Annotated in this window: 11 protein-coding genes and 1 pseudogene; 9 read left to right on the top strand and 3 right to left on the bottom strand. The window is 72.0% G+C overall.

The window, feature by feature from the left end:
• Positions 1–146 precede the first annotated feature (146 nt).
• Positions 147–2,342 carry an MMPL family transporter gene (locus ACH4UK_RS19570; protein WP_398357831.1) on the top strand — a complete coding sequence of 732 codons (2,196 nt, stop codon included), beginning with the start codon at positions 147–149 and terminating at the stop codon, positions 2,340–2,342.
• Positions 2,343–2,468: 126 nt separating this feature from the next.
• Here ACH4UK_RS19570 and ACH4UK_RS19565 read toward each other — a convergent pair.
• Positions 2,469–3,341 (bottom strand): annotated as a pseudogene (locus tag ACH4UK_RS19565) (ThuA domain-containing protein); the annotation flags it as partial.
• Between the two features lie 267 nt (positions 3,342–3,608).
• Between ACH4UK_RS19565 and ACH4UK_RS19560 the strand changes: the two are divergent.
• Positions 3,609–5,837, top strand: a complete 2,229-nt coding sequence (locus ACH4UK_RS19560) for an RICIN domain-containing protein (RefSeq protein WP_398358514.1) — start codon at positions 3,609–3,611, stop codon at positions 5,835–5,837.
• Between the two features lie 17 nt (positions 5,838–5,854).
• On the opposite strand, the gene ACH4UK_RS19555 is transcribed toward ACH4UK_RS19560, so the two are convergent.
• Positions 5,855–6,616, bottom strand: a complete 762-nt coding sequence (locus ACH4UK_RS19555) for a hypothetical protein (protein WP_398357830.1) — start codon at positions 6,614–6,616, stop codon at positions 5,855–5,857.
• Between the two features lie 197 nt (positions 6,617–6,813).
• On the opposite strand from ACH4UK_RS19555, the gene ACH4UK_RS19550 reads away from it, so the two are divergent.
• Positions 6,814–7,200, top strand: coding sequence for a hypothetical protein (locus ACH4UK_RS19550; protein WP_398357828.1), 387 nt, complete (start codon positions 6,814–6,816; stop codon positions 7,198–7,200).
• Positions 7,201–7,349: 149 nt separating this feature from the next.
• Positions 7,350–8,828, top strand: coding sequence for an amidase (locus tag ACH4UK_RS19545; RefSeq protein ID WP_398357826.1), 1,479 nt, complete (start codon positions 7,350–7,352; stop codon positions 8,826–8,828).
• 10 nt (positions 8,829–8,838) lie between these two features.
• On the opposite strand, the gene ACH4UK_RS19540 is transcribed toward ACH4UK_RS19545, so the two are convergent.
• The gene (locus ACH4UK_RS19540; RefSeq protein ID WP_398357824.1) at positions 8,839–9,816 is read right to left on the bottom strand and encodes a carboxymuconolactone decarboxylase family protein; all 978 of its coding nucleotides are present in this window, start codon (positions 9,814–9,816) and stop codon (positions 8,839–8,841) included.
• Positions 9,817–9,985: 169 nt separating this feature from the next.
• On the opposite strand from ACH4UK_RS19540, the gene ACH4UK_RS19535 reads away from it, so the two are divergent.
• The 5 genes from ACH4UK_RS19535 (at position 9,986) to ACH4UK_RS19515 (ending at position 16,654) form a co-directional block, all read left to right on the top strand.
• Positions 9,986–11,149, top strand: a complete 1,164-nt coding sequence (locus tag ACH4UK_RS19535) for a sensor histidine kinase (RefSeq protein WP_398357823.1) — start codon at positions 9,986–9,988, stop codon at positions 11,147–11,149.
• Positions 11,146–11,850, top strand: coding sequence for a response regulator (locus ACH4UK_RS19530; RefSeq protein ID WP_398357821.1), 705 nt, complete (start codon positions 11,146–11,148; stop codon positions 11,848–11,850). The genes ACH4UK_RS19535 and ACH4UK_RS19530 overlap by 4 nt, the downstream gene beginning before the upstream one ends.
• 104 nt (positions 11,851–11,954) lie before the next feature.
• A complete protein-coding gene (locus tag ACH4UK_RS19525) occupies positions 11,955–14,177 on the top strand; it encodes an NADP-dependent isocitrate dehydrogenase (RefSeq protein ID WP_398357819.1) in 2,223 nt (740 codons plus the stop codon).
• Between the two features lie 123 nt (positions 14,178–14,300).
• Positions 14,301–15,887, top strand: coding sequence for a molybdopterin-dependent oxidoreductase (locus ACH4UK_RS19520; RefSeq protein WP_398357817.1), 1,587 nt, complete (start codon positions 14,301–14,303; stop codon positions 15,885–15,887).
• Between the two features lie 119 nt (positions 15,888–16,006).
• Entirely contained in the window at positions 16,007–16,654 is a 648-nt protein-coding gene (locus ACH4UK_RS19515; protein WP_398357815.1) for a fasciclin domain-containing protein, read from the top strand.
• Positions 16,655–16,698: the final 44 nt, after the last annotated feature.

The raw sequence follows: 16,698 nt of genomic DNA, 5'->3' as shown, positions 1-16,698 counted from the left end.
GGCAGGCAATAAGATCAGAGGTGGCCGGTGGCAGGGGTGCAGGGATGCTGACCCGAGTTGTTCGTCTTGCAATCAACCGACCCAAGCTGGTGCTCATCGCCGCGCTGATAACGGTGTTTGTGTGCGGGGTTTTCGGAGCATCCGTCATGGATCGCCTGAAAGCTGGTGGTTATACCTCCCCGGACTCCGAGTCGGCGCGGGCCGTCACCGTCGTCAACGACCACTTCAGCGGCGTGCAGCCGAACCTCATTATCGCGGTCACGTCCGACGAGGGCGCGGACAGCGCTCAGGCGCGCTCCGCGAGCGGGACCGTCGCGTCCTGGCTCGACCAGCGCGACGACGTGGACGGCATCCAGTCCTACTGGAGTCTCGGCCCGGAGGCCGGATCCACGCTGCGCAGCGAGGACGGCGACACCGGGCTCATCACGGCCCACATCGACGCCAGTGAGACCGACCTGCCGAAGGTCTCCGACGAGCTGCTGGACGACGCGCCGCGGCCGGACGGGGTGAGCGTCCGCGTCGGCGGTTACGGCCCGCTGATGGCGGAGATGAACTCCACCGTCACCAAGGACGCCACGATCGGCGAGGCCGTCGCCTTCCCGATCACGCTCATCGTGCTGATGATGGTCTTCGGCAGTCTGATCGCGGCCGGTCTGCCGCTCCTGATCGGCGCCGTCTCTATCGTGACGACGCTCGCGGTCCTGCGCCTGGTGACCATGTTCGCCGATGTGAACATCTACGCGCTCAACATGACGACCGTGCTCGGCCTCGCGCTCGGCATCGACTACAGCCTCCTGATGGTGAGCCGCTACCGCGAGGAACTGCGCGCCGGGCTCGCGCCCGCGGACGCCGTGCTGCGCGCCGGTCAGACGGCGGGCCGCACGGTCGTGTTCTCCGGGGTCACCGTCGCCCTCGCGCTCGCCGCCCTGTTCGTCTTCCCGGTGTTCTTCCTGAGGTCCTTCGCCTATGTGGGCGTCGCCGTCGTCCTGGTGAGCGTCCTGACAGCGGTGCTCGTCCTGCCCGCGGCCCTCATCCTGCTCGGCAACCGGGTCGACAAGTACGACATCCGGGTCCCCCTGCGGCGCTGGTTCAAGCTCAAGCCGCCGCGTGCGGTCGAGCCCGAGGACACCCGCTGGTACCGCATGGTCGTCGCCGTCACCCGGCGCGCCGTTCCGGTCGCCGTTCTGACCACCGCGCTGCTCCTGCTCCTCGGCGCACCCTTCCTGTCGTCGAAGTGGGGCTATCCGGACGACCGGGTGATCACCGCCTCCGTCTCGGAGAGCCGCCAGGTCGGCGACATGCTGCGCGAGGACTTCGCGGAGGACGCGGCCGCCTCGACCACCATCGTGCTGCCCGACTTCGACGGCGGCGTCCAGCAGCTCGCCACCTACGCGACGGAGCTCTCCCGGGTCGACGGGGTCTCGGACGTGGCCAGCGGCGCCGGCTTCTACGCCGACGGCGCGCAGGTCGGGCCGGGCAGTGCCGCCCTCAGCAACGAGGCGGGCGCGGTCCTGCGGGTCGGTACGGCCCTGGACCCGTACGCCGAGGAGGGCAAGCAACTGCTGGAGCAGCTGCGCGCCGTGGACAGCCCGGGGACCACCCTGTTCGCCGGCGCCGCCGCGGAGAACCAGGACGTCATCGACGCGCTCACGGAGCCGCTGCCCTACGCGGTGGCGCTGATCGCGCTCACCATGTTCGTGCTGCTGTTCCTGTTCACGGGCAGTGTGGTGCTGCCCCTGAAGGCGCTGGTGATGAACACGCTGTCACTCGCCGCCGCGTTCGGCGCGATGGTGTGGGTGTTCCAGGAGGGGCACCTGTCGGGGATCCTGGGCTTCACGGCCACCGGCTATCTCGTCGCCAACGTCCCCGTCCTCATGTTCTGCCTGGCCTTCGGCCTGTCGATGGACTACGAGGTCTTCCTGCTCTCCCGCATCCGTGAGGAGTGGCTCGCCTCGGGGCGCACCACCACCGAGGACAACACCCACGCGGTGGCCATGGGCGTCGCCCGCACCGGCCGGGTCTTCACCGCGGCCGCCGTCCTGATGGCGATCGTTCTCACCGGCATGGGCGTCTCGAAGGTGTCCTTCATGCAACTCTTCGGTCTGGGGCTCGCCCTGACCGTTCTGGTGGACGCCGTGATCGTGCGGTGTCTGCTCGCCCCGGCGATGATGCGCCTGATGGGCCGTTTCAACTGGTGGGCCCCGGCCCCCCTCCGGCGTCTGCACGACCGCATCGGGCTGACCGAGGAGGCGGCGCCGCCGTCCGGGAAGACCGTCACCGAGCCGGGCGCCGCCCCCGTCGGTGCTGCCGGCGAGGGCACCGCGCAACGCGCGGAGCGATGAACCGCGAAGGGCGGGCTCCGGCTCCCACCGCTGGATAGCGGCGGGAGCCGGAGCCCGGAGCGGCGGCCCTCCCCCCGAGGGCCGCCCCGGAGCCGGTCAGTGGGCGAGAGCCCCCTGACCGGCTCCGGGCGTTCGGGGGGCCGGGGCCCCGGCCGCACCGGTGCCGAGCCACTTCAGCCCGTCCAGGAGGAAGGTGTTCTGGGTGGCGGAGGCGAAGGTGGACGACAGCGGGGTGTCGGTTTCGTAGTTCATCGCGTTGTGGCCGAAGTTGGCGTACAGCATGCGGTACTGGTGGTTGGTCCACACGATCGGGTAGTCACCGCTGTACCAGCTCTGGTTGGGGTCCGTGCCCAGCGGGAAGCTCACCGGGTCGACCGAGGCCAGTACGTCGATGTCGGGGTTGGTCCGCAGGTCGCGGCTCCAGCTGTACCACTCGCTCACCGACGAGGTGAACGTCCCAGGCAGGTGCTCCGTCGACGGGTGGGTGCGGTGGTCGGTGTGCAGCGTCGCGGTGGTGGGACCCCAGGTGTTGGTGGCGAAGTTCCCGCTGCCCAGGAACTGGTCGTGATACCAGGGCCAGCTCCGGGCGTCGGTGGTGAACGCCGCGACATGGAAGCCCATCCAGGCGCCGCCGCCCCGCATGTACGCCTCGAACCCGGCGCGTTGGGCGGCCGACTGCGGGGCGTCGTCCAGGAAGAGCACCACCTGGTACTGCTCCAGCGCCGCACTGTCGGCGAGCAGGTTCCAGTTGTTCGTCGAGGTGTAGGTGAAGCCGTTCTCCGCACCCGCCCTCGGGAACCACTCGTTGGCTTCCTTGACGAAGCTGATGTGGGCCGCGTCCCAGGTGCCGTTGTAGAACGCGACGACCTTGAAGGGTGCTGCGGCGGCGGGCGCTCGGGCGGCCGCGCCGGCCGGTGACACGAGAAGTCCCAGCAGCAGGGCCAGGAGGGCGAGGAGGGAGAGTCCGGCTCGTGTGCGGCCGTGGGGGGCCTGGGGCATGGGTGTGGTCCTTTGTTCGTCCATGTGGCGACCGTTCCACCATGTGATTAAGAAGTGAACGGAACAAAGTGTCAAGGCTTTGGTCCGGACCAGTGCGGAAGCGGTGGTGGATCGCCGACAGGGCGCTGAATGGCGGGAGTTGATGCCGATCATCGCGGCCCTGACCGGATTCATCTTCCGTACGCGCAGTCTTGACGTGTCCACGGAAGGGGCCTAACTTCACGGCCTGAAGTAAGCCCCCCGCGCCCGCAGGAGACACATATGAGAATGCCGGCCCCCCGCACTACCCCCGGCTCGCGCCGCGACGGACACAGACCCCGGCGCCGCTTCGTCCCGCTGCTGGTCCTCGGCGGACTGGTGGCCTCCCTGCTCACCGCCGTCGCCGGGGCCCCCTCCGCCCAGGCGGCCGAACTCCCCTCCGGCTGGTCGACGGTGACGGCGGGGCACAGCGGCAAGTGCGTCGACTCCGCCGCCGCCGGGACCGCCGACGGCACCGCGGTGCAGCAGTACGCCTGCAACGGCAGCACCGCCCAGCAGTGGCAGTTCCGGTCCGTCGGCGGGGGATACGTCCGGGTCGACAACCGCAACGACCCGGCGAAGAGCTGGGACGTGACCGGGGTGTCCACGGCCGACGCCGCGCCCGTGCAGCTCTGGTCGTACTCCGGCGGCGCCAACCAGCAGTGGCTGCCCGTGGAGGAGCCCGGCGGCGCCTTCCACTTCGTGAACCGCAACAGCGGCAAGTGCCTCGACGTCCCGTCCGCCTCCACCGCCGACGGCGCCCGCGTCCAGCAGTACACCTGCAACGGATCGGCCGCGCAGTCCTTCCGGGTGGGCGCCACCGACGTGCCGAACCCGCCCGGCACCCCCGACTTCGGCCCCAACGTCACCGTCTTCGACCCCACCACGCCCCGCGCCACCATCCAGAACAAGCTGAACCAGGTCTTCGCCCAGCAGGAGACCAACCAGTTCGGCTCCCAGCGCCAGGCCCTGCTCTTCAAGCCCGGCAGCTACGACGTGGACGCCAACGTCGGCTTCTACACCCAGGTCGCCGGGCTCGGCCTGTCGCCCGACGACGTCACCATCAACGGCGGCGTGCACACCGAGGCCGACTGGTTCCAGGGCAACGCCACCCACAACTTCTGGCGCTCCGCCGAGAACCTGTCGGTCGACCCGCCCTCCGGCACCGACCGCTGGGCCGTCTCCCAGGCCGCCCCGTACCGGCGCATGCATGTGCGCGGCAACCTCCAGCTCGATGACGGCGGCTGGTCCAGCGGCGGATTCATGGCCGACTCCAAGATCGACGGCCAGGTCCGCTCCGGCACCCAGCAACAGTGGCTCTCCCGCAACAGCCAGTGGAACAGCTGGACCGGGTCCAACTGGAACATGGTCTTCGTCGGCGACGTCAACGCCCCGGCCAACAGCTTCCCCAACCCGCCCTACACCACGGTCGCCCAGACGCCCGTGAGCCGTGAGAAGCCCTTCCTGTACGTGGACGGGGCCGGCGCCTACCAGGTCTTCGTCCCGGCGCTGCGGGCCAACTCCCAGGGCACCAGCTGGGCTTCGGGGACGCCTGCCGGACAGTCGCTGCCCATCGAGCAGTTCTTCATCGTCAAGCCGGGCGCGACCGCGACCCAGATCAACGCGGCGCTCGCGGACGGCAAGAACCTGCTCTTCACCCCCGGCGTCCACCGTCTCGACCGGACGATCGACGTCACCCGCGCCGACACCGTCGTCCTCGGCCTCGGGCTCGCCACCCTCGTCCCCGAGAACGGCATCACCGCCCTGAACGTCGCCGACGTCGACGGCGTCAAGATCGCCGGGCTGCTGATCGACGCCGGCACCGTCAACTCCCCGACGCTGATGCAGGTCGGGCCGCCGGGAGCCGGTGCCCGGCACACCGCCAACCCCACCTCGCTGCACGACGTGTTCTTCCGCATCGGCGGGGCCGCCGTCGGCAAGGCCACCCAGAGCCTGGTCGTCAACAGCTCCGACGTGATCGGCGACCATCTGTGGCTGTGGCGCGGCGACCACGGCAGCGGCATCGGCTGGAACACCAACACCGCGGCCACCGGACTGGTCGTCAACGGCGCGGACGTCACGATGTACGGGCTGTTCGTCGAGCACTACCAGCAGCACCAGGTCATCTGGAACGGCAACGGCGGGCGCACCTACTTCTTCCAGAACGAGATGCCCTACGACCCGCCGAACCAGGCCGCCTGGATGAACGGTTCGACGCGCGGCTACGACGCGTACAAGGTGTCCCCGTCCGTCACCGGCCACGAGGCGTGGGGCCTGGGCAGCTACTGCTTCTTCAACGCGAACCCGTCCGTGGTCGCGGAACGCGCCTTCGAGGCCCCGAACACCCCGGGGGTGCGGTTCCACAACATGGTGACCGTCTCGCTCGGCGGCACCGGCACCATCGACCACGTCATCAACGACTCGGGAGGACCGTCCGACTCCGGCAGCAACGTGGCCAACCTGGTGGCCTATCCCTAGCGCGCCGCACGGGCGGGCTACACGGGTTTGACGCTGCGGCCCAGGAGGGCGGTGACGTCGACCGTCTCGTCCGCCGGGGGAGTGGCCGTGGGCACCGGCCGGTCGAAGCCGGAGAAGTCCACGGTCCCTTCCTCGTCGGCGTTGCGCACGGTGATCCGCACCGGGTACGGCGTGCCCTCGGCGGCCACGTAGGCCGTCAGGCGCTCGCCGCCCTCGGCCCGGGTCACCGGAACGGCGGGCGCACCGTTCACCTCGGTCTTCGCGCCCTTCGTCAGGGTGCCCCGGTCGGCGGTGCCGGCGTTGTCCGCGATCAGCCCGCGGAAGGTGTCGAGATCGCAGACCTCGGTCACGCTCAGCAGCCGGGGGTCGTCGGCCGAGGCCTTCATGTACCGGCCGTCGAGGATCGCGTCGAAGGTGGAGCCGCCGATCGGCACGTGGTTCTTCCAGAAGGCGGCGTCCGGCTTCAGCCAGACGTCGTCGCCGCGCTTGACGATCTCCACCGAGCCCTCGTCGCCCATGTCGATCCCGCCCGTGCAGTTCCCCTCGCGGTCCAGGGTGAGGTCCAGGCTCTGGTCCGGCCCGCTCCCGTCGATGCTGCCGCGCGCGCTCAGATGCAGGGAGTCCACGTCGAGCAGCGCGTCGCGCGAGCGTTCGGCTATCTCCTCGGCGCCGAGCGCGTCGATGTCGTCGTCAGCCCGCGCGAGCGTGCCACCCGTCACGGTGAGGGCGACCGCCGCCGCGCCCGCGGCCGCACGGGCGGCCCATCGGTGTCCGCTCACGTCGCCTCCTCGGCAAGGCCCCGGTCAGGGCGTGCGAACCAGGGTGACCGGCACATTCGAGCGTACGCCGGGACCGGGAGCGCCGCCCGGCGCGCACACGGAGAGTGAAGTGCGGCGGTGTTTTCGGCCACGCAGCGTGGGCAAAGCTGCGGTGATCCCGCCCGGGATCACCCACGCACGCACCACGGAGGAGAACCATGAACCTGTTCACGGGGACGCGGCACCAGGGCGGTACGGCGACGGGGAAGCGCCCCCGGCCCGTCCTGCGGGCGCTCGCCGCCGCGTCGACGGCGGCCGCGCTGGCGATCCCGGTCACCGCGGCGACCGCGACCGCCGCTCCGGCCGCGATTCCGCCCGGCCTCTCCTGCGACACCGGCAAGCACGCCATCGACGACTACACGGGCTTCGCCCTCTGTCGCAACAACGGCAGCCAGCCGCAGACCTTCTGGGTCCACCTGGTCTGCGGCTGGTCCCCGGACGTCGACGGCGAACACGTCACCCTGCGACCCGGCGAGTCCGGCCAGTCCACCGCCCACTGCGCGGGCCTCGGCAGCGGCATCGGCGAGATCCACGTCCGACCGTGATGCCGCGGCCGTAGACCCGCGGGGCCGCGCCGTGCCGGGGCGGCCCGAACGGTTGAGCGTGCCGCCTCCTCTCGTTACCCTCCAGTAAGTACGGGGGGCACAGCCGGGACGACCGGCCGGCCCCGCGATACGAGGGAGGCGGCACGCCCATGTCCTCAGTGGAGCCCACCGAACAGACCGGCCCGGCCGTACGGGACCCCGCCCGCACCCCCCGCCCGGCCGCCCCCGTCCCGCCTCCGCTGCCCGGACTCGCGGAGAGCACCCGCCTCCTCGCCGAAGCGGCCACCAGCTCCACCGCGCTCGTGGCCGACGCCCTCGCCCGTATCGAGGCCACCCGGCCCACCCTCAACGCCTTCCGCCACCTGCGCGCCGAGGCGGCCCTCGCCGAGGCGGCGGAGGCCGACCGCAGGCTCGCGGCGGGGGAGCGGCTGCCGCTCCTCGGCGTGCCCATCGCCGTCAAGGACGACACCGATGTGGCGGGCCTGCCCACCCACTTCGGCTGTGCCGGCGAGCTGCCCCCGGCCGCCCTCGACAGCGAGGCCGTCCGCAGGCTGCGCGCCGCCGGGGCCGTCGTCGTCGGCAAGACCAACTCCTGCGAACTGGGCCAGTGGCCCTTCACCGAGGGACCCGCCTTCGGCGCCACCCGCAACCCCTGGAACACCGCGCACACCCCGGGCGGCTCCTCCGGCGGATCGGCGGCGGCCGTCGCCGCGGGCCTGGTCCCCGCCGCCCTCGGCTCGGACGGCGCCGGGTCCGTCCGCATCCCCGCCGCCTGGACGCACCTCGTCGGCATCAAACCGCAGCGCGGGCGGATCTCGGTCCACCCGCACAGCGACGCCTTCCAGGGGCTCACCGTGAACGGCCCCCTCGCCCGTACGGTCGCCGACGCCGCGCTGCTGCTGGACGCGGCGGCGGGCGCGCACCCCCAGGACCCCCACCGCCCGCCCGCCGTGCGCGCGGCCGACGCCGCCCGCCGCGACCCGGGCCGCCTCCGCATCGCCCTCGCCTGGCGCCCCCCGCTCACCCTCACCGGCTCCGGACCGGACCCCGAGGTGCGCCGGGCCGTAGCCGCCCTCGCCGAGACCCTCGCCCGGCTCGGCCACCACGTCGAGGAAGCCCGCCCCCGGTACGGGCTGATCGGCCTCGCCTTCGTCCCCCGCGCCACCGCGGGCATCGCCCAATACGCCGCCCGCCACCCCGAACCGGCCCTGCTCGACCCGCGCACGCGCAGCGCACTGCGGACCGGGACGCGGCTGGGCGGCCGGGCGGTCCGGGCCGCCCGAGCCCGGGAAGTGCGCCAGCACCGCAGGATCGGCGCGCTCTTCGACGCCCGGGGATACGACGTGCTCCTCACCCCCACGACCGCCGCGCCCCCACCCCGTATCGGCGCTTTCGATGACCTCAGCGCCTGGCGCACCGACCTCACGATGACGGCCGCCTGCCCCTACGCCTGGCCGTGGAACGTCCTCGGCTGGCCAGGCGTGAGCGTCCCGGCCGGCTTCACCCGTTCTGGCCTCCCGGTCGGGGCCCAGCTGCTCGGCCCCTCCCGCAGCGAGGAACGGCTGATCGCGCTCGCCGCCCAACTGGAGGACGACCTGCGCTGGTTCGAGCACTGGCCGCCGGTCTGAGGGGCGGCGCTCACCCCCGGGCCGCGCCCCCCATCCCCGCCTCCACCCGCTCCACGGCCAGCATCGCGCCGAACGCGACCAGGTGCACCAGGCAGTGATCGGTGAACGGCGGTACCCGCCAGGCCTGCACGTCCTCGGCCGTGATCCGGTACGGAGCCCGCGCCGCGAGCAGGGCCAGCCGGGCCCCCGGGCGCTCCGCCCGGTCCGGCAGCCCGTCACCGGACAGCGGCAGCGGCGTGAACCCGTCCCAGGCCGCCACCGCCTCCCGGACGAGCGCGGCGTCCCCCTCCGCCAGCAGCCCGGCGCCCGCGTGGGCCGCCGACCGCAGGGCGCCGAAGGCCGTGCCCACCGGAGTGCCCGCCGCCCAACCCGGCGGCGGGCCCCCGGCCCCCAGCAGGGGAAGGCTCAGCCCCGGCTCCGGCCGTCCGCGCACCGCGCGGACCAGGGCCCGCCCCGCCGCGCTGTCCAGCAGCTCGGCGGGGTCCGCGCCGCCGGACACCGACTCCTCGTCGATCAGGGCGGAGACGATCCGGTTGATGAAGTGGAACGCCAGCGCCGAGCCCACGAACTCCGGCGCCGCGTCCACGGCGAAGGGCGCCGGGCCCCGCATGTCCTGCCCCCAGGACAGCAGGTGTTCGTGTCGCGGATCCCCGGGGCGCTCGCCCCGGGCCAGCGCCCCGGCCGGCTCGAGGTCGCCGCCCGCGTACAGCAGCAGGGTGTGCGCGCCCACGCAGAACGGACAGCGGTTGGCCAGCGACACCCCGTAGGCCACCAGCTCCTTCTCCGTGCGGGAGGCCCGGCCGGACAGCAGGGACTCCCGCATCAGCGCCCACGCCGCCGCCATCAGATCGGGGGCGGCGGACAGGACGACGAAGGGCAGGGCGCCTTCGATGCCGAAGTCCCGGGTCACCTGGGCGTGGACGGCCGCGACCGTCTCGTTGCCCGTGCCGACGGGTCCGGGTGAGGTGAAGCGGAAAGGTGAGGTCATGCCCCAGATGCTGGCGGGCGCGGGTGCGCCGGGTCGTCGTACGGCGGGAGGCAGTTGGGGCTGTGCCGCGGCAACCGGTCGGGGCCCCGGGCTACTCCCCGGGGAGTAGTGCCGACGCCCTCATCGAGGAGGACGCGGCCGTCGGGGCCCGGACGTTAGGCTGCCGCACATGCAGGGGGACAGCGCACGACGGGCATATCTGCTGGACGGGGCGCTCGCCGCCGTCATCGCCGCGGCCGTCGCCGCTGCGGCCTGGGCCGCCGCCTCGCCCGGACCCCTGGACCTGCTGCTCGTCCTGACCGGTTCGCTCGCCCTGGCCGGACACCGCCGTGCCCCGCGAGCCGTCCTCACCGTGAGCGCCCTGTGCCTCTTCGGATACGTCGTCCATGGCGAGCCGGCCAGTTGGGCGGCCCTTCCGGTCGTCGTCGCCGTCCATGCGGCGGCCCGCAGCGGGCACCGGGCGTACGGCATCGCGGCCGGGGCGGCCTTCCTCGCGGGATACCTCGGCGTCCTGCTCGCCTCCGGGCCCGGCGCGGGGGAGACCGCCGAGCGGGTGCTGCTGCTGCTCGGCTGGTTCCTCTGCGCGGGTGTCACCGGGCTGATCGACAAGAACTGGCAGGCCTACCTGCACCAGACGGAGCAGCGGGCAGCGGACGCCGAACGGACCAGGGAGGAGACGGCGTTGCGCCGGGCGGGTGAGGAACGCCTGCGTATCGCCCGTGAGTTGCACGACTCGCTCACCCACTCCATCTCGATCGTGAAGCTCCAGGCCGGCGTCGCCGTCCATCTCGCCCACAAGCGCGGAGCCGCCGTGGACCCCGCCCTGCTCGCCATCCAGGAGGCGGGCGGCGAGGCCATGCGCGAACTGCGCGCCACACTGGAGGTCCTGCGCGAGGACGGCCCGGAAGAGCCTCGGTCGCCGGGCGCGGGCCTGGCGCGGATCGGCGAGCTGACCGAGCGGGCACGGGCGGCGGGGATCGCTCTGAGCGTCCACATCGACGGCGAGGAACGCACGCTGCCCGAGGACATCGACCGGACCGCGTACCGCATCGTCCAGGAAGCCCTGACCAATGTGGCCCGGCACGCCGGCCGGGCGCGGACCGGGGTGCGGCTCGGCTACACCGCGCGGACCCTCACCGTCGCGGTCGTCGACGAGGGCCCGTGTCCGCCCGGGGCGCACATCACCCCGGGCACCGGACTCACCGGCATGCGCGAACGCGTCGCGGCCCTCGGCGGCACCCTGGTCGCGGCCCCTCGCCCGGACGGCGGCTTCGCCGTCCACGCGGAACTGCCGCTCGCTCTGCCGTCGCCCCGGACCCCGAGCGCCCGGTGAGCGCCCGCGGCCTCCTGCGCGTCGCGATCATCGACGACCAGGCGCTGATGCGCGCCGGATTCCGGGCGCTGCTGGAGGCCGAGGAGGACATCGAGATCGTCGGCGAGGCCGCGGACGGCCGCGCCGGACTCGACCTCGTCCGCGAGCACACCCCCGACGTGGCGCTCCTGGACATCAGCATGCCCGTGATGACCGGCATCGAGGTCACCCGGGAGATCGCCGCCGACCCGCTGCTGTCCTCGGTGCGCGTCGTCATCCTCACCAACTACGGACGGGACGCCTACGTCTTCGAGGCGCTGCGCGCCGGGGCCGCGGGCTTCCTCCTGAAGGACACCGAGCCCGCGGAGCTGCTCCGGGCGATCAGGGTCGCCGCCGACGGCGACGCGCTCCTCTCGCCCGCGATCACCCGCCGGCTGATCGGCGAGTTCGTCGCCCGCCCTCCGGACCGGTCCACCGCCCCCGGCCTGGAGGCCCTCACCCGCCGTGAGCGGGAAGTCACCGCGCTGGCGGCCCGTGGCCTCAGCAACGAGGAGATCGCCGTCCACATGGTGGTCAGCCCCTACACCGCGAAGACCCATGTCAGCCGCGCGATGATCAAGCTCGGCGCCCGCGACCGGGCCCAGCTCGTGGTCTTCGCCTACGAGTCCGGACTGGTCGAGCCCCGCTCGCGCGCGGACGGGGGCGGGTCCCCGGGCCGCTGAGGCGCCCATGGTGCGGGAAACCGTGCGGGGGCCTTGTGGAGCCCGGCACGGCGAGGAGATATCTTGATGTCAAGCAATGTTGCAGACGTGGAGCGGAGCACCCGGTGACTGACTCGACCATCATCTATACGCACACCGACGAGGCCCCTGCCCTGGCGACCTACTCGTTCCTGCCCGTCGTCGAGGCCTACGCCTCGACCGCAGGCGTCACGGTGGAGCGCCGTGACATCTCCCTCGCGGGCCGGATCATCGCCAGTTTCCCGGAGCACCTCAAGGCCGAGCAGCGTATCGATGACGCACTCGCCGAGCTCGGCGAGCTGGCCAGGACGCCCGGCGCGAACATCATCAAGCTGCCGAACATCTCGGCGTCGATCCCGCAGCTCAAGGCCGCCGTCGCCGAGCTCCAGAAGCAGGGCTACGCGCTTCCGGACTACCCGGACGACCCGCAGACCGATGAGGCCAAGGACGTCCGCGCCCGGTACGACAAGGTCAAGGGCAGCGCCGTGAACCCGGTGCTGCGCGAGGGCAACTCCGACCGCCGCGCCCCCGCCTCCGTCAAGAACTACGCCAAGGCCCACCCGCACCGCATGGGCGCCTGGAGCGCCGACTCGAAGACGAACGTCGCCACGATGGGCGTCGACGACTTCCGCTCCACTGAGAAGTCCGCGGTCATCGCCCAGGACGGCTCGCTCCGCATCGAGCTGCACGGCGACGACGGCACCACCACCGTGCTCCGCGAGTCCGTACCCGTCCTCAAGGGCGAGGTCGTGGACGCGGCCGTCCTGCGCGTCGCCGCGCTGCGCGAGTTCTTCACCGCGCAGGTCGCCCGCGCCAAGGCCGAGGGCGTCCTGTTCTCCGTGCACCTCAAGGCCACCATGATGAAGGTCTCCGACCCGATCATCTTCGGCCACGCGGTCCGCGCCTTCTTCCCGAACACCTTCGCCAAGTACGGCGACCAGCTCGCCGCGGCCGGCCTCACCCCGAACGACGGTCTGGGCGGCATCCTCAAGGGCCTGGACTCCCTGCCCGACATCGGCGCCGAGATCCAGGCGTCCTTCGAGGCCGAGCTCGCCGAGGGCCCCGCCCTCGCGATGGTCGACTCAGACAAGGGCATCACCAACCTGCACGTCCCCAGCGACGTCATCGTCGACGCCTCGATGCCCGCCATGATCCGCACCTCGGGTCACATGTGGGGCCCCGACGGCGACGAGGCCGACACCATCGCCGTCCTCCCGGACAGCAGCTACGCCGGCGTCTACCAGGTCGTCATCGACGACTGCCGCGCCAACGGCGCCTTCGACCCGTCGACCATGGGCTCCGTGCCCAACGTCGGTCTGATGGCGCAGAAGGCCGAGGAGTACGGCAGCCACGACAAGACCTTCGAGATCCCCGCCACCGGCACCGTGCGCGTCGTCGACACGAACGGCACCGCCGTGCTGGAGCAGGCCGTGGGCGCCGGCGACATCTTCCGGATGTGCCAGACCAAGGACCTGCCCATCCAGGACTGGGTCAAGCTCGCCGTCACCCGCGCCCGCGCGACCGGCAACCCGGCCGTGTTCTGGCTGGACGAGGGCCGCGCGCACGACGCCAACCTGATCGCCAAGATCACGACGTACCTCGCCGACCACGACACCGACGGCCTGGACATCTCCATCAAGACGCCGGAGGAGGCCACCGCCTTCTCCCTGGAGCGCATCCGCCGCGGCGAGGACACCATCTCCGTCACCGGCAACGTGCTCCGTGACTACCTCACCGACCTCTTCCCGATCCTGGAGCTCGGCACCAGCGCGAAGATGCTCTCCGTCGTCCCGCTGATGAACGGCGGCGGCCTGTTCGAGACGGGCGCGGGCGGTTCGGCCCCCAAGCACGTCCAGCAGCTCGTCAAGGAGAACTACCTGCGCTGGGACAGCCTGGGCGAGTTCCTGGCCCTCGCGGTCAGCTTCGAGCACCTGGCGACCACCACGGACAACCCGCGGGCCCAGGTCCTCGCCGACACCCTGGACCGGGCGACGGGCACCTTCCTCAACGAGGACAAGTCCCCGAGCCGTCGCCTCGGCGGCATCGACAACCGCGGCAGCCACTTCTACCTGGCGCTCTACTGGGCCCAGGAGCTGGCGCAGCAGACCGACGACGCGAAGCTCGCCGAGGCGTTCGCGCCGCTCGCCAAGACGCTGGCCGAGCAGGAGGAGACCATCGTCGCCGAGCTCATCGCGGTGCAGGGCTCCCCGGCCGAGATCGGCGGCTACTTCCAGCCCGACCCGGCCAGGGCCGAGGCGATCATGCGCCCGTCCGCCACGTTCAACCAGGCCATCGCGACCCTCGCCTGACCTGATGTGAGGCGGACGTCTCCGCCGCACCGTTCCGCCCCGGCAGGCCCCGTGCCCGCCGGGGCGGACCGCGTTTTGGGGCCGATGTGATCCCGGACCAATCCGCCGGGCCCACGGCTCCGAATGACGACCGTGAGGATCACCCGGACAGCCCTGACCCGCGGCGCGCTCGCCGCCCTGAGCGGACTGCTCGCGGGATTCGCCTCGCTGGCCGTCGCCGAGCTCGTATCGGCAGCCGTCAGGCCCGAGGCGAGTCCCGTGACGGCGGTCGGCGGAGCAGCCATCGACCGGACGCCCGCCGGGGTCAAGGACTGGGCGATCCGGAACTTCGGCGAGGACGACAAGTTCGTCCTGCAACTCGGCATCGTCGTCACGCTCGCCCTCTTCGCCCTGGCCGTCGGCCTGTTGGCGCTGCGGTTCCGGCGGGCCGGTTCGGCCGCCGTGCTGGTCTTCGGCGTGGTCGGCGTGGGCGCCGCCGTCAGCAGGCCGGACTCCACAGGCTTCGTGGACGGTCTGCCCTCCCTGGCGGGGGCGGTCGTCGGGGCCGTACTGCTGTACGTCCTCATCGGCCGGCTCACCCTCCCGCACCGGATCGCCGGTGAGCAGCAGGAGGAGGGGAACTGGGACCGGCGGGGCTTCCTGATCGCCGCCACGGCCGCGGCCGCCGCCTCCACGGCGGCGGGAGCGGTCGGCCGGACGCTCAACAGCCGAAGCGCCCAGGACGCCGTCGCTTCCCGCCAGGCCGTCACGCTGCCCGCCCCGGCCTCGCCCGCCGAGCCGATTCCGGCGGGGGCGCAACTGCGGGTGCCCGGCCTCTCCTCGTTCACCACCCCCAACAAGAAGTTCTACCGGGTGGACACGGCTCTGGTGATCCCCAAGGTGGACGCGAACACCTGGCGGCTGCGCATCCACGGCAAGGGGGTGCGGCGGGACCTCGAGCTCACCTACCAGGACCTGCTGGACCGTCCACTGATCGAGCGGGAGATCACCCTCTGCTGCGTCTCCAACGAGGTCGGCGGCCCCTACATCGGCCACGCGAAGTGGATCGGCGTACGCCTGGCCGACCTGCTCAAGGAGGCCGGGGTCAAGCCGCCGTCCCGGGGCGGCAAGGCGGACCAGATCATCTCCCGCTCGGTGGACGGCATGACGATCGGCACCCCCGTCGAGGACGTCATGGACGGCCGGGACGCCATGCTCGCCCTCGGTATGAACGGCGAACCGCTCCCCTTCGTCAACGGGTTCCCCGTCCGGATGCTCGTCCCCGGTCTGTACGGGTACGTCTCGGCCTGCAAGTGGATCGAGGACATCGAACTCACCACGTTCGACGACTACGACGCGTACTGGGTGAAGCGCACATGGGCCCGCAAGGCCCCGATCAAGACCCAGTCCCGGATCGACACCCCCAAGCCCTTCGGCCGCCCGGAGGCCGGCACGGTCATGGTGGCCGGAGTGGCCTGGGCCCAGCACCGCGGCATCGAGAAGGTCGAGATCCGCGTGGACGAGGGCCCCTGGCGGCCGGCCCAGCTCGCCGAACAGGACACCGTCGACACCTGGCGCCAGTGGTCCTACCCCTGGAAGGCGACCCCGGGCGGTCACACCCTGACCGTCCGCGCCACCGACGGCACCGGCGAGGTCCAGACCGAGAAGCGCACCAAGACCGTCCCCGACGGTGCGAGCGGCCGGCACTCCGTCGTGGTCACCGTCGAGTGAGCCCCCCAGACCTCCCCCCAGTACCAGCTGTCCCCTTTCCCCGACGAACAACTCGTTCCCGACGAACAGCTCTTTCCCTACGTACGACTCTTTCCCTACCAACCACTCTGGAGCATTCCATGAACGCCCTTCGCCACCGCCGCGCAGCCGTCGCCGTCGTCGCCGCCGTACTGCTGCCCCTGTCGCTGACCGCCTGCTCCGACGACAGCTCGGACAAGGCGTCCGACAGCTCCTCCGCGGCGGGCTCGACCCCCGAGGAGTCGAAGCCGGCCGCCGGTGACGACGCGACGACCGACAAGCCCTTCGGCCCGGCCTGCGCGGGCGTCCCCGCCGATGGCGCGGGCAGCTTCGCGGGCATGGCCAAGGACCCGGTCGCCACCGCCGCCTCCAACAACCCCGACCTGTCCACCCTGGTCACCGCCGTCAAGAAGGCCGGCCTGGTCGACACCCTCAACAACGCCGAGAACATCACGGTGTTCGCCCCGACCAACGAGGCCTTCGCCAAGATCCCGAAGGCCGACCTGGACGCGGTCCTGGCCGACAAGGCCCAGCTCACCAAGATCCTCACCTACCACGTCGTGGGCGAGAAGCTGGCCCCGCAGCAGCTGGAGAGCGGCACCTACGACACCCTCGAGAAGAGCACGCTCAGCACCGCCGGCTCCGGCGAGTCCTACAAGGTCAACGACACCGCGAGCGTGGTCTGCGGCAACGTGCCCACCGCCAACGCCACCGTCCACATCATCGACACGGTGCTGATGCCCAAGTAGCGGACGGGAACGACCCGACCGACCACCCCGCAGCGGGAGGACCG

The sequence above is a fragment of the Streptomyces sp. NPDC020884 genome, assembly GCF_044333935.1.
Taxonomy (GTDB): domain Bacteria; phylum Actinomycetota; class Actinomycetes; order Streptomycetales; family Streptomycetaceae; genus Streptomyces.
The sequence above is the reverse complement of the archived record's forward strand: the minus strand, read 5'-3'. Positions and strand labels throughout refer to the sequence as shown.

Coding starts and splice junctions, on each gene's coding strand:
- ACH4UK_RS19570 (WP_398357831.1), top strand. CDS start 147: ATGGATCGCCTGAAAGCTGGTGGTTATACCTCCCCGGACTCCGAGTCG.
- ACH4UK_RS19560 (WP_398358514.1), top strand. CDS start 3,609: ATGCCGGCCCCCCGCACTACCCCCGGCTCGCGCCGCGACGGACACAGA.
- ACH4UK_RS19550 (WP_398357828.1), top strand. CDS start 6,814: ATGAACCTGTTCACGGGGACGCGGCACCAGGGCGGTACGGCGACGGGG.
- ACH4UK_RS19545 (WP_398357826.1), top strand. CDS start 7,350: ATGTCCTCAGTGGAGCCCACCGAACAGACCGGCCCGGCCGTACGGGAC.
- ACH4UK_RS19540 (WP_398357824.1), bottom strand. CDS start 9,816: ATGACCTCACCTTTCCGCTTCACCTCACCCGGACCCGTCGGCACGGGC.
- ACH4UK_RS19535 (WP_398357823.1), top strand. CDS start 9,986: ATGCAGGGGGACAGCGCACGACGGGCATATCTGCTGGACGGGGCGCTC.
- ACH4UK_RS19520 (WP_398357817.1), top strand. CDS start 14,301: ATGACGACCGTGAGGATCACCCGGACAGCCCTGACCCGCGGCGCGCTC.
- ACH4UK_RS19515 (WP_398357815.1), top strand. CDS start 16,007: ATGAACGCCCTTCGCCACCGCCGCGCAGCCGTCGCCGTCGTCGCCGCC.